The following is a 12062-nucleotide window of genomic DNA, read 5'->3' as shown; positions in this document are numbered from 1 at the left end:
GGGCCCCCTATACGTTTTTTTTATCTGGCGTGTTGTTGTTTGTGTTTTCGCCCCCGGGGGGGGGGGGGGGCCCCCCCGCCGGGGGGCCAGCCCCCCGGTCCCCCCGAGGTATTTGAGCCAAGATGAAGGGGAAGGCGCGGCAAGCGTACAAGGCGGACGCGTGTGGCGCCTCTAGCGGGAAGCAAGACCAAGATTTGCCAGCGCCTTTTCGGTCAGCCGGTAATGTCCCGCGATCTCGAACCGGAAGAGAATATCATCGATCCGCGCACCCGCGCCGATATTGTGTAGGATCATCGGTGTGCCGTTCGGCATCGGGATGCGGCTGACAAGGCCGACGTGCGGCCGGTTGCCGGGCAGGCGCCAGCTGACGATGTCACCGGGCAGATAGCTGTCCGCGTCGCTTGAGACAGGCAGCGCCGCGCCGGCGCGGGTGAGAAGGGTCTCGAGATTCGGCACGCGGCGGTGGTCGATATTAGGGTCGGGCCGGGTGAGACCCCAGAGTGCGGGATAGGCAGCGAAGGCGCGCTTCATATCGCGATTGACGGCAAGCTGAAGGTCGAGGCCGAGGCCCTCGCGCAAAGCGCGGATCACCACATCGCTGCAGACGCCCGTCGCAGACGGCACATCGCCGCCGGGAAAGGCAATGGCGACATAGGCCGGATCGTAGCCCAAAGTTACGCCGACCTGCCGCTCGGCGGCCGCAAGGATCGCCTCGGCGATCGGCGAGGGCACCGGCAGGTCGGTCATCGCAGGTTCGGGCGGCTGCGGCGGGGCGATGCGCGCGATGGTCGCCTGAGCTAAGACTTTTGCCCGCCACGGGTCGCGCAGGGCCGCTAAGGCACCCAGCGCGACAGCCAGCAGGATCAATACTCGTCCCATCATCCGCCCCGCTCCGTTTCGGGAAGGCTGCCTAGCAGCCGCACCGACAGTTCCTTTTCCAGTTTCCGTCGGATCGCGCGCGGAAAGTCGCTTTGCTCGGGCGAGGCAACCACGAAGGCGCCGGGTCCGCTGATCACCTCGGCCTCATAATAGTCGAAGATGCCGCGCTCATGGTCGCCGATGGCGAGGCCGTTCACGGTGATGCCCTCGAAGTCCACCGTCGCGTAGGTGCGCCCGGGCGAGGGGCCATCGTTGTTCTGGCCGTCGCCGGAAATGTCGAGCGTCTGGGTCGCGCAGGGCTCGGCTTCGGCCAGCACGCCCCGCCCGAAAGCCAGCGCGCGGCCAAGCGCCGTGGCCTGCCGTTCCGGCCCGCGCTCATGCGCCAGCAGGGTCGCGACGATCCGGTCGAGGTCCTCCGGCCCCATGACCCGCGTCCAGGGCACGATCACCCGCTGGTCCTTCTGGCCGCTCCATTCATAAAGCGCGAAGGTCACATAGTCGGGCGGCGCGAGAAAGGCATCGCGGATCTCGGGCGCCTGAAGCGCGGCGATCAGCCCATTGCGCTGGATTTCGTAATCGCGCGCATCGACCGAGCGGGAGACATCAAAGCCCAAGGCCAGCGCCAGCCGGCACTCGGCCGCCGCCGGACCGGCCAGAAGAAGGGCTACCAGTGCCCCGTATTGCCCATGCTTGCCCAGGGTTCCGCCGGCGCCTTGGCCGCCCCTTTCTGCAGAAGCTCCACCGACACATTGTCGGGCGAGCGGACAAAGGCCATGCGCCCATCGCGGGGCGGCCGGTTGATCGTGACGCCGTTGGCCATCAGATGCGCGCAGGTCGCGTAGATATCATCGACCTCGTAGGCCAGATGGCCGAAATGGCGGCCGTCAGAGGGCAGGCCCTCGTCGCCGTCCCAGTTGAAGGTCAGCTCGACCGGGCACTCTTCCTGCCCCGGCGGTGCCATGAACACGAGCGTGAAGCGCCCGCCCTCGTTCTCATACCGCCGCGTCTCCTCAAGCCCCAGAAGCCGGTAGAACTCCATCGACCGATCCAGATCCAGTACCCGGACCATCGTATGCAGATAGCGTATCGCCATGGTGCCTCCATCCCTGTCATCTGTCAGCCTATACGAGAGTGCCCGGATGCGAAATGCCAAGCGCGTGATCTGTCACCCGCGACAGATTGCGGGCTACCCCCGCGTGAACCGCATAATATAGTAGGGACCGATTCGTACCGCAGGAGGCCCCGATGACGCTCACCCCAGACCAGATGGCCGAAATCGCCGAGGCCCGCGCCCAGAGTCGCACCACGCTGCGTGCCACTTCCGACGGGATGGAAAAACACCTCTATGTGCCGCACGAGGTGCTCGACCACGGTCTTGTCCGCGTCATCGACTATATGGGTGACGATGCCGCCATCACCCAGGCCGCCCGCGTCAGCTATGGCCGCGGCACCAAGGCGGTGCAGAATGACGAAGGGCTGATCCGCTATCTCATGCGCCACTGGCACTCGACCCCGTTCGAGATGTGCGAAGTGAAGTTCCACGTCAAACTGCCGGTCTTCGTCGCCCGCCAGTGGATCCGCCACCGCACCGCGAACGTGAACGAATATTCCGCGCGCTATTCGATCCTCGACCGCGAATTCTACATCCCCGCGCCCGAAAACCTCGCCGCGCAATCGACCATCAACAACCAGGGCCGGGGAGAACTGCTGGAAGGCGAGGAGGCCGCCCGCGTCCTCGACATCCTGCGCGAGGATGCGATGAAGAGCTACGACCATTACGAGGCGATGCTGAGCCAGGATGGCCAGAAGGGCCTCGCCCGAGAGCTTGCCCGCATGAACCTGCCCGCGAACGTCTATACCCAATGGTACTGGAAGGTCGACCTGCACAACCTCTTCCACTTCCTGCGCCTGCGCGCCGACGCCCACGCCCAGTACGAAATCCGGGTCTACGCCGAGACGATGTGCCGGATCGTCAAGGACTGGGTGCCCTTGGCCTACAGTGCGTTCGAAGATTACCGGCTGGGCGGGGCGACCCTGTCGGGCAAGGCGATCGAGGTGTTGAAGCGTCGCCTTAAGGGTGAGATGGTGACTCAGGAGACCTCCGGCATGTCCAAGGGGGAATGGCGGGAGTTTGAGGGGGTGTGGGGGTGAATCCCTTGGAGGCAGACCGGTGAAGCTGAGCCCAAATCAACTGCGCGAAGAAATTCAGCGCGTCACGAGCAATAACTACCGACAGTTCGTGAAGCGGTGTTCCTTGAAGAATATCCGCGGATTTCGTGATCAAGTTATCGAGTTTAAGGCGCCGGTCACAGCGCTCATTGGCACAAATGGCGGAGGCAAGTCGACTATACTCGGCGCGGCTGCGCTCGCCTACAAAGATGTTAAGCCCGGACAATTTTTCCCGAAGTCTTATATTGGCGACACATCTATGTCGGATTGGGTTGTAGAATATCTATTGGTGGACAAGCCGAAATCTCCCAGCCAAAATATAGAGAGGACAGCTCGATTTGCACAGGCCAAATGGCGTCGTGATGATTTTCCAGAACGGCACGTGGAATACGTAGAGATACAACGAACCGTCCCAGCCGGCGAGCTTCCGAAGTATCGGCGGTTCCTCGGCGCCAATAACCCAAGTATCGTTGAATCGAATCTGAGCCCAGAGACGCGGACATACGCGGGTGCAATTCTTGACAAGGACATATCGCATTATCGCGTTGTCCATCTGCCAGACAACCCAGAGAATAAGATGTATGTGGGCGCGACCACGGCTTCTATGGTGGCTCCGACGTCCGTCGGATACTCCCAGTTTCATTTTGGCGCAGGTGAGGCTTCGGTAATTGCTACAGTGGATCGAATTGAGAGTGCGCCAGATAATTCTCTAATTCTGATTGAGGAAGTCGAAAACGGACTGCATCCGGTTGCAGTGAGGCTTATGGTGCAGTATCTTATGTCGGTTGCCCGCCGCAAACGCCACCAAATAATCTTTACGACTCATTCTCAGGATGCGGTGGATGAGTTGCCACCCGAGGCGGTTTGGGCTTCGATTAACAAGCGCGTTTGGAATGGCCAGCTGAGTATTGAAAGCTTGCGCGCGATAACGGGCGAGGTGCCAAATGAGCGCGTTGTCTTTGTTGAGGATGATTTTGTAAGGGAATGGGTGGAAAATGCCATATCAAGGTTCGGGAGCGGATTGGCTGAAACTACCAGAGTCTTCAAAGCCGGAGGCTATCCCAATGTGTTGCAAGTGAGCAAATATCACAACGACAACCCAACGACTGTGGTCCCTTCTGTCGCGTTGGTCGATGGCGATATCTATGATCCAACGACCGCGCAAGACCTGCCACCGCACGCGAAATATCTAGGCGATGGAACACCGGAATCCATTGTTTTTGATTATGTATTTGACCATCGCACAGAGTTGGTCTCCATTTTGAGGCAACGGTGCCTCCTGTCCGGTTTCGACGAGGACCGCATATTGGCCGCCATAGAGAGTGTGCGGTACTCCGCCTGCGACCCTCACACGGTCTTTGTGGAGCTGAGTCGCCGCCTAGATTTTTCGTCGGCAGTTCATATTCGTTCGGGCATGATCGATATCTATAACGAGAAAAACCAAGATTATTGGAAGGACGTTGTCGAGTTCGTCAGAGGCGGCCAAGCGTAGCAAGCCGTAGGGTGCGCATACATGCGCACCAACCCCGCCCCGGCCTCCGCACGCTCCCGGCCGCGGGTGGGCGCTCCAACGTCAAAGGTCGGCACTTCATGCCTCCGCCCCTCCCGCGGCCATTCTCCACACCGACGGCGACGAAGCGCCCGCCCTCCGGGGCGGTCGGGCGCTGCCCGGGGGGCGGTTGACGCCGCTGTTACCCCCGGGCGGGAAATTACACGCAACGCAATCGGCCTGCCGCCGCCAGCGCCATTCTCTCATCTTTTCAGGAAGATCAGTGGTGAGCCCGACAGGATTCGAACCTGTGACCCACTGATTAAAAGTCAGTTGCTCTACCAACTGAGCTACGGGCCCAACACGGGCGCTTCTTTAGGGAGGGGGCGGGAGGTGGTCAAGGGCAAAAGCAGGGGCACTGGCAGAATCTTCCGCCCGCGCGTATATCGCGGGGCATGACGGATACTGCCGCGCCAGAGGCCCTGCGCTTCCTCAAGATGCACGGGGCGGGAAATGACTTCGTGATCATCGATTCACGGGGGCGCGGGCCTGTGACCACGCCCGCGCTGGCGCGCGCGCTGGGCGACCGCAACCGGGGCGTTGGCTTTGACCAGCTGGCCGAGATACGGGCGGGCGAGGGCGCGGATTTCACGCTCGATTTCTGGAATGCCGACGGCAGCCGGGCCGAGGCTTGCGGCAATGCCTCGCGCTGCGTGGCCGAACGGATGATGGCGGAAAGCGGCAAGTCCGAGACGCGTTTCCACACCGCGCGCGGGCTGCTTGTCGCCCGGCGGCGGGCCGACGGGATGGTCGAGGTGAACATGGGCACGCCGCAGCTGGGTTGGGAAGAGATCCCGCTCGCCCGCGCCGTCGACCCGCTGCACCTGCCCTTGCCCGGCCTGCCGGTCGCGGTCGGCATGGGCAATCCGCATTGCGTGTTCTTCGTGCCGGATGCGGAAGCCACCGACCCGGCCAAGGACGGGCCGCGCTATGAGAAGGATGCGCTCTATCCGCAGGGCACCAATGTCGAGTTCGCCACCCTGACCAGCCCAGACCGGCTGCGCATGCGGGTCTGGGAACGCGGCACCGGCGTGACGCTCGCCTGTGGGTCGGGCGCCTGTGCGACGGCGGTTGCTGCGCATCTGAAGGGGATGACGGGCCGGAAGGTCACTCTCGATCTCGATGGCGGGGTGCTGGAGATCGACTGGCGCGAGGATGGCGTCTGGATGGCGGGGCCGACCGCGCTCGTCTTCGAAGGGGTCCTGTCTGCCGATTTCGTGAAGCGCGCGGGATGAACGCGCCGCCGGTCTTTTCGACGCTCGGCTGCAGGCTCAATGCCTACGAGACCGAAGCGATGAAGGAGCTTGCGGCCGCGGCGGGGGTCGAAGGCGCTGTGGTCGTGAACACCTGCGCTGTGACGGCCGAGGCGGTGAGGAAAGCCAAGCAGGAAATCCGCCGTCTGGCGCGGGAAAATCCCGGGGCGCCGGTGATCGTGACCGGCTGCGCGGCGCAGACCGAGCCAGAGACCTTTGCGGCCATGCCCGAAGTGACGCGGGTGATCGGCAATCATGAAAAGATGCAGGCCCAAACCTGGGCGGGCCTGAAGGCGCCCGACCTGATCGGCGCGACCGAGAAGGTGACGGTCGATGACATCATGTCGGTCAGGGAAACCGCGGGTCACCTGATCGACGGGTTCGGTCGGCACCGGGCCTATGTGCAGGTGCAGAACGGCTGCGACCATCGCTGCACCTTCTGCATCATCCCTTATGGGCGCGGCAATTCCCGCTCGGTCCCCGCAGGCGTGGTGGTCGAGCAGATCAAGCGACTGGTGGGCAAGGGTTTCCTTGAGGTGGTGCTGACCGGGGTCGATCTGACCAGCTGGGGCGCCGACCTGCCGGGCACGCCGCGGCTGGGCGATCTGGTGATGCGCATCCTCAGGCTGGTGCCGGACCTCGCGCGCCTGCGGATTTCCTCGATCGATTCGATTGAGGCGGATGACAATCTGATGCTGGCGATCGCGACCGAGCCGCGCCTGATGCCGCACCTGCACCTGTCCTTGCAGGCGGGCGACGACATGATCCTGAAACGGATGAAGCGCCGCCACCTGCGCGACGACGCGATCCGCTTCTGCGAGGAGGCGCGCAGGCTGCGCCCCGACATGATCTTCGGCGCCGACATCATTGCGGGCTTCCCGACCGAGACCGAAGCGATGTTTGAAAATTCGCTGAAGCTGGTGACGGACTGCGATCTGACCTTCCTGCATGTCTTCCCCTTCAGCCCGAGAAAGGGCACACCGGCCTCGCGGATGCCGCAGGTGAAGGGGCCGGAGATCCGCAACCGCGCGGCGCGGCTGAGGGCGGCGGGCGAGGTAGCTCTGACACGCCATCTCGATAATCAGATCGGACAGACACACCGCGTACTGACAGAAGGTACGCGCATGGGCCGGACAGAGCAGTTCACGGAAGTGGTATTTGCTGACGACCAGCCGGAGGGCCGGATCGTCCAAGCCATCGTGACAGGTACGTTCGGCGGCCATCTCAAAGCTTGAGGGCGGGAACAGAGCCGCGGGAAAATCGCGAAACCCTCTTGATCGTGTTTCGTCCCAGACGCCGAATTTTGCCGAGCTTGCGAGCACTTAGCCCGAGTTTATGTACGGGAAATTATTTTTACTCATATGATATGGGTCAATGCCTTCGCGTTTTTGAAGGCCGACCCTGCAGTTCTCGTTCACTGTCCGAGAAAAGGAGGTCGAAATGAAATCAGTTACATTCTTGTTCGTTGCCTCGTTTGGGCTTGGTGTTGGGATGGCTGCCGCCGAAGAAACTGACGTGGGCAAGGTCTTGTATGACCAATACTGCTCTGCCTGCCACGGTTTCAGCGGGAAGGGCGGCGGAGAGCTGACCGAAATACTCACTGTACAAGTGCCGCAACTGACGGGTCTTGCAAAAGCCAACGACGGTGAATTCCCGATGCTACGGGTCATCCATGTGATCGATGGCAGAAGCGGTCTGCGCGCCCACATGGGTCCGATGCCCATCTTCGGTGAAATGTTCATGTCCGACGCGGAAGAAAAGCTCATGGGCGCGGTCATCGAAACACGCGGGCGGATACTCTCGATCGCTACATATCTGGAATCAATCCAGGAATAGCGGCGAACCACAATTGGGAGTTCGGAGAGCGAAGGTTACTCTCCGGACTCCTAGCTATTGTGTTCGTGACAATTCCGCGGATGACAAGATTGCCGGTATGCCGCAGACCTCCATCGACGGAGGAACTGATGCATCCCAATCCAATTTATCGCAGCACGCCTGAGATGAAGGCGCTAGCCTTCGCGGCTGAGCGTGGTTTTGGCACATTGATGGTCAACGGGCCGGACGGGCCACTAGCTGCGCATGTCCCCTTCGTGCTGTCGGAAGATTCCAAGACGGCCGAAATGCATCTGGTGCGGTCGAACCCGGTGGCGAGGGCGCTTGCTGCGCCCGCTCCGGCACTCCTGTCCATCATGGGGCCCGACAGCTATGTCTCATCCGACTGGTACGGTCTGGCCGATCAGGTGCCGACCTGGAATTACCTCGGCGTGCATCTGCGTGGCAGGCTGGAGCTTCTGCCGCAGGAGGCGCTACGCCCCCATCTCGACCGTCTCTCGGCGGAGTTCGAACGTCGCCTCTTGCCGAAGAAGCCCTGGACGGCGGACAAGATGCCGGACGAGGTGCTTGACCGGCTGATGCGGATGATCGTGCCCTGCCGCCTGGTGATTACGGATGTGCAAAGCACCTGGAAGCTCGGCCAGAACAAACCGGCAGACGCGCGCAACCGCGCGGCCGATCAGATGGCGACGGTGGGTATTGGACAGGAAACAGCCGCACTGGCCAAGTTGATGCGCGCCGTGCAAAGCTGACCGCGCCGCAAGAGGAGATCACGATGCAACTCTACCATTCGCCCACCACACCCTTCGGCCGCAAGGTCATGGTGCTTCTTCTCGAAACCGGACAGGCGAGCGATGTGACCTTGATTCCTGCCGCAGGCACGCCGACCGCGCCGGGCTCGCTGCCCGTGGACCGCAATCCCTTGGGCAAGATTCCCGCCCTTGTCCTCGATGACGGCAGCGCGATCTATGACAGCCGGGTGATCTGCCGCTTCTTCGACGACCGCGCGGGCGGCAGGCTTTACCCCAAGGCGCCGCTTCTGTGGCGTACACTGACGCTTGAGGCGACGGCGGACGGGATCCTCGATGCGGCGATACTTATGGTTTACGAGGCGCGCATCCGGCCAGAGGATAAACGCTTCCCCGACTGGGTCGAGGCACAATGGGCCAAGGTGGCGCGCGCGCTCGACGCGCTTGAGGCGGGCTGGGCGGATCACCTGAATGGCCCTCTCGACATGGGGCAGCTGGCGCTTGCCTGCGCGCTCTCGTACCTCGACTTCCGCCATGCCGACCGCGACTGGCGTCAGGGGCGGCCCGCGCTTGCAGCCTGGGAGAGCCAGATCGCCAAGCGGCCTAGCCTGAAAGAGACGGTTCCGCAGGGCTGAGCGCCTTAAGACTGGGGGCTGGTGTAGGGGTGACACGCTTCGTCAAAGAAGGCCTGCCCGCGCCAGATTGTCCGCTGGACGGGCCGGGATTTGGCCGCTAATAACCGCCCCTGAAGGCTGCGGGAAACCGTGGCCAGTCGTCGTATGGTCGCGCAAGCGGCCGAGGAAGGGAGAATATCCGTGTCTCACGCAGAAGACCACGCAGGCACCCGGAGGGATTTCCTCTACTATGCCACCGCCGGAACCGGGGTTGTCGCCGCAGGCGCCGCCACCTGGACGCTCGTCGACCAGATGAACCCCTCGGCGGACGTCCGGGCGCTTGCCTCGATCTTCGTCGACATCAGTGGCGTCCAGCCGGGCACTCAGCTGACGGTCAAATGGCGCGGCAAGCCGGTCTTCATCCGCCGCCGCACCCAGGAAGAGATCGACGCGGCCCGTGCCGTGGCGCTGACCGACCTGATCGACACGGCCTCCGAGAACGAGAACCTGTCGGCCGAAGCTGACGCCTCCGACGCCAACCGTTCGCTCGACGAGAATGGCGAATGGCTGGTGATGATGGGCGTCTGCACCCATCTCGGCTGCGTGCCGCTGGGCGATGGCGCGGGCGAGTTCGGCGGCTGGTTCTGCCCCTGCCACGGGTCGCACTACGATACGGCCGGCCGTATCCGCAAAGGCCCCGCGCCCCGCAACCTGCCGGTTCCGGTGGCGAAATTCGAAAACGAAACCACGATCAAGCTGGGCTGAGGGGCAGGAAAGATGGCTGGTATTCCGCACGACCATTACGAACCGAAGTCCGGTTTCGAAAAGTGGCTCCATTCCCGCCTGCCGGTGGTGAGCCTCGTCTATGACACGCTGATGATCCCGACGCCGAAGAACCTGAACTGGTGGTGGATCTGGGGCATCGTCCTGGCGTTCTGCCTTGTTCTGCAGATCGTCACGGGCATCGTTCTGGTGATGCACTACACCCCGCATGTCGATCAGGCCTTCGCCTCGGTCGAACATATCATGCGCGATGTGAACGGTGGCTGGCTCCTGCGCTATCTGCATGCGAACGGCGCGTCGCTGTTCTTCTTCGCGGTCTATATCCACATTTTCCGCGGCCTCTTTTACGGCAGCTACAAGGCGCCGCGCGAAGTGACCTGGATCATCGGCATGCTGATCTATCTGGCGATGATGGCCACTGCCTTCATGGGCTATGTGCTGCCCTGGGGTCAGATGTCCTTCTGGGGTGCCACGGTGATCACCGGCCTCTTCGGCGCCATCCCCGGCATCGGGCCGACCATTCAGGAATGGCTTCTGGGCGGACCGGCGGTCGACAATGCGACGCTGAACCGCTTCTTCTCGCTCCACTATCTTCTGCCCTTCGTGATCGCGGCGCTCGTCGCCGTCCATATCTGGGCCTTCCACACCACGGGCAACAACAACCCGACGGGTGTCGAGGTGCGGCGCGGGTCGAAAGCGGAAGCCGAGAAAGACACGCTGCCCTTCTGGCCCTATTTCGTGATCAAGGACCTCTTTGCGCTGGCGGTCATTCTGGTGGTCTTCTTCGCGGTCGTGGGCTTCATGCCCAACTACCTCGGCCATCCCGACAACTATATCGAAGCGAACCCGCTGGCGACGCCCGCCCACATCGTGCCGGAATGGTACTTCCTGCCCTTCTACGCGATCCTGCGCGCCTTCACCTCGGATGTCTGGATCGTCATGCTGACGAACTGGGTGACCTTCGGCATCGTCGACGCCAAGTTCTTCGGCGTGCTGGCGATGTTCGGCGCGATCGCGGTTATGGCGCTGGTGCCGTGGCTCGACACGTCCTCGGTGCGCTCGGGCCAGTACCGGCCGATGTTCAAATGGTGGTACCGTCTCCTCCTCATCGACTTCGTCGTTCTGATGTGGTGCGGCGCCATGCCGGCGGAGCCGCCCTATTCGACGATCTCGCTGATAGCGGCGGCCTACTGGTTTGCCTATTTCCTCGTGATCCTGCCGATCCTCGGCGTGATCGAGAAGCCGCTGGCCCAGCCCGCGACGATCGAGGATGATTTCAACGCCCACTACGGCGCCAAGACCGACGCGGCCGAGTGACGGAAAGGACTGATTGAGATGCTGAAGAAACTCGCAATCACCGCCGTTTCCGCCCTCACGCTCATGGCCGGTCAGGCCATGGCGGCGGGTGGCGAAGGCGGCCATATCGAAGATCACGCCTTCTCGTTCGAAGGGCCGTTTGGGACCTTCGACGAACACCAGTTGCAGCGCGGACTGCAGGTCTTCACCGAAGTCTGCTCGGCCTGCCACGGCCTGCGTTATGTGCCAATCCGCTCACTCTCTGACGTGGGCGGGCCGCACCTGCCGGAAGATCAGGTCCGCGCCTATGCCAAGCAGTTCACCGTCGTCGACAAGGAGACGGGTGAAGAGCGCGAAGGCAAGGAGACCGACAATTTCCCGCACAATACCGGGGCGGGTGCGCCGGACCTCAGCCTGATGGCGAAGGCCCGCGCGGGCTTCCACGGGCCTTACGGCCTCGGGATCAACCAGTTCTTCAAGGGGATCGGCGGGCCGGAATATATCCACGGGGTCCTGACTGGATATACAGGCGAAGAGAAAGAGGAAGCTGGTTCGACCTTCTACGAGAACCATGCCTTCTCGACCGGCTGGATCGCGATGCCTGCGCCGCTGACCGAAGGTCAGGTGACCTATGCCGACGGCACCGAAGCGACGGTCGAGCAGATGTCTGAAGACGTGACCGCCTTCCTGATGTGGGCCGCCGAGCCGAAGATGATGGAGCGCAAGCAGGCGGGCTTCCTCGCCGTGCTGTTCCTCGGCCTTCTCTCGGTGCTGCTCTATCTCACCAACAAGCGGCTCTGGGCGCCGCACAAGGGCAAGAAAATGGTCTGAGGAAGTGGGGGGGGGGGGGGGGGGGGGGGGGGGGGGGGGGGGGGGGGGGGGGGGCGGCGGGGGCGGCGCGGGCGCGGGGGGGGCCGCGGCCGCGCGGGGCGCGGGG

General features: G+C 62.8%; 13 protein-coding genes and 1 tRNA gene. 10 read left to right on the top strand and 4 right to left on the bottom strand.

Features of this window, described 5'->3' with window-relative positions:
- Positions 1-171: 171 nt before the first annotated feature.
- Genes OU426_RS18025 through OU426_RS18015 form a run of 3 tightly spaced genes read right to left on the bottom strand, consistent with a single transcriptional unit; the run spans position 172 to position 1972 of the window.
- The gene (locus tag OU426_RS18025) at positions 172-882 is read right to left on the bottom strand and encodes a DUF1287 domain-containing protein (RefSeq protein WP_267635563.1); all 711 of its coding nucleotides are present in this window, start codon (positions 880-882) and stop codon (positions 172-174) included.
- Positions 879-1535: a DUF1194 domain-containing protein gene (locus tag OU426_RS18020; RefSeq protein ID WP_267635564.1), complete on the bottom strand. Its 657-nt coding sequence runs from the start codon at positions 1533-1535 to the stop codon at positions 879-881. The genes OU426_RS18025 and OU426_RS18020 overlap by 4 nt, the downstream gene beginning before the upstream one ends.
- Before the next feature lie 8 nt (positions 1536-1543).
- Positions 1544-1972: a VOC family protein gene (locus OU426_RS18015; RefSeq protein WP_267635562.1), complete on the bottom strand. Its 429-nt coding sequence runs from the start codon at positions 1970-1972 to the stop codon at positions 1544-1546.
- Positions 1973-2124: 152 nt separating this feature from the next.
- Between OU426_RS18015 and thyX the strand changes: the two genes are divergently transcribed.
- Together thyX and OU426_RS18005 are read left to right on the top strand one after the other, a co-directional pair.
- Complete coding sequence (gene thyX, locus OU426_RS18010) at positions 2125-3030, top strand: FAD-dependent thymidylate synthase (protein ID WP_267635561.1); 906 nt, start codon at positions 2125-2127, stop codon at positions 3028-3030.
- A 19-nt stretch (positions 3031-3049) separates the two neighbouring features.
- Positions 3050-4540 (top strand): ATP-dependent nuclease, encoded by a 1491-nt coding sequence (locus tag OU426_RS18005; RefSeq protein ID WP_267635559.1) that lies wholly within the window; start codon positions 3050-3052, stop codon positions 4538-4540.
- A gap of 281 nt (positions 4541-4821) precedes the next feature.
- Here the strand turns inward: OU426_RS18005 and OU426_RS18000 are convergent.
- A tRNA-Lys gene (locus tag OU426_RS18000) sits at positions 4822-4897 on the bottom strand.
- 95 nt (positions 4898-4992) lie between these two features.
- Here OU426_RS18000 and dapF point away from each other — a divergent pair.
- The 8 genes from dapF to OU426_RS17960 all read left to right on the top strand — a co-directional run bounded on the left by dapF (position 4993) and on the right by OU426_RS17960 (position 11956).
- Positions 4993-5832: a diaminopimelate epimerase gene (gene dapF / locus OU426_RS17995; RefSeq protein WP_267635558.1), complete on the top strand. Its 840-nt coding sequence runs from the start codon at positions 4993-4995 to the stop codon at positions 5830-5832.
- Entirely contained in the window at positions 5829-7085 is a 1257-nt protein-coding gene (gene mtaB / locus OU426_RS17990; RefSeq protein ID WP_267635557.1) for a tRNA (N(6)-L-threonylcarbamoyladenosine(37)-C(2))-methylthiotransferase MtaB, read from the top strand. The genes dapF and mtaB overlap by 4 nt, the downstream gene beginning before the upstream one ends.
- A gap of 205 nt (positions 7086-7290) precedes the next feature.
- The gene (locus OU426_RS17985; protein WP_267635555.1) at positions 7291-7686 is read left to right on the top strand and encodes a c-type cytochrome; all 396 of its coding nucleotides are present in this window, start codon (positions 7291-7293) and stop codon (positions 7684-7686) included.
- A 128-nt stretch (positions 7687-7814) separates the two neighbouring features.
- Positions 7815-8435 carry an FMN-binding negative transcriptional regulator gene (locus OU426_RS17980; RefSeq protein ID WP_267635554.1) on the top strand — a complete coding sequence of 207 codons (621 nt, stop codon included), beginning with the start codon at positions 7815-7817 and terminating at the stop codon, positions 8433-8435.
- Positions 8436-8458: 23 nt separating this feature from the next.
- Positions 8459-9067 (top strand): glutathione S-transferase, encoded by a 609-nt coding sequence (locus tag OU426_RS17975; protein ID WP_267635553.1) that lies wholly within the window; start codon positions 8459-8461, stop codon positions 9065-9067.
- Positions 9068-9247: 180 nt separating this feature from the next.
- Positions 9248-9811, top strand: a complete 564-nt coding sequence (petA, locus tag OU426_RS17970; RefSeq protein ID WP_267635551.1) for a ubiquinol-cytochrome c reductase iron-sulfur subunit — start codon at positions 9248-9250, stop codon at positions 9809-9811.
- A gap of 12 nt (positions 9812-9823) precedes the next feature.
- Positions 9824-11146, top strand: coding sequence for a cytochrome b (gene petB, locus OU426_RS17965; RefSeq protein ID WP_267635550.1), 1323 nt, complete (start codon positions 9824-9826; stop codon positions 11144-11146).
- 18 nt (positions 11147-11164) lie between these two features.
- The gene (locus tag OU426_RS17960; RefSeq protein ID WP_267635548.1) at positions 11165-11956 is read left to right on the top strand and encodes a cytochrome c1; all 792 of its coding nucleotides are present in this window, start codon (positions 11165-11167) and stop codon (positions 11954-11956) included.
- Positions 11957-12062: the final 106 nt, after the last annotated feature.

Origin of the sequence: Frigidibacter sp. RF13 (genome assembly GCF_026626305.1) — a bacterium.
Taxonomy (GTDB): Bacteria; Pseudomonadota; Alphaproteobacteria; order Rhodobacterales; family Rhodobacteraceae; genus TMP-24.
The sequence above is the reverse complement of the archived record's forward strand: the minus strand, read 5'-3'. Positions and strand labels throughout refer to the sequence as shown.

Excerpts from the sequence above, each read along its gene's own strand:
- OU426_RS18025 (WP_267635563.1), bottom strand. The coding sequence starts at position 882 with ATGATGGGACGAGTATTGATCCTGCTGGCTGTCGCGCTGGGTGCCTTA.
- OU426_RS18015 (WP_267635562.1), bottom strand. The coding sequence starts at position 1,972 with ATGGCGATACGCTATCTGCATACGATGGTCCGGGTACTGGATCTGGAT.
- thyX (WP_267635561.1), top strand. The coding sequence starts at position 2,125 with ATGACGCTCACCCCAGACCAGATGGCCGAAATCGCCGAGGCCCGCGCC.
- dapF (WP_267635558.1), top strand. The coding sequence starts at position 4,993 with ATGACGGATACTGCCGCGCCAGAGGCCCTGCGCTTCCTCAAGATGCAC.
- mtaB (WP_267635557.1), top strand. The coding sequence starts at position 5,829 with ATGAACGCGCCGCCGGTCTTTTCGACGCTCGGCTGCAGGCTCAATGCC.
- OU426_RS17985 (WP_267635555.1), top strand. The coding sequence starts at position 7,291 with ATGAAATCAGTTACATTCTTGTTCGTTGCCTCGTTTGGGCTTGGTGTT.
- OU426_RS17980 (WP_267635554.1), top strand. The coding sequence starts at position 7,815 with ATGCATCCCAATCCAATTTATCGCAGCACGCCTGAGATGAAGGCGCTA.
- OU426_RS17975 (WP_267635553.1), top strand. The coding sequence starts at position 8,459 with ATGCAACTCTACCATTCGCCCACCACACCCTTCGGCCGCAAGGTCATG.
- petB (WP_267635550.1), top strand. The coding sequence starts at position 9,824 with ATGGCTGGTATTCCGCACGACCATTACGAACCGAAGTCCGGTTTCGAA.
- OU426_RS17960 (WP_267635548.1), top strand. The coding sequence starts at position 11,165 with ATGCTGAAGAAACTCGCAATCACCGCCGTTTCCGCCCTCACGCTCATG.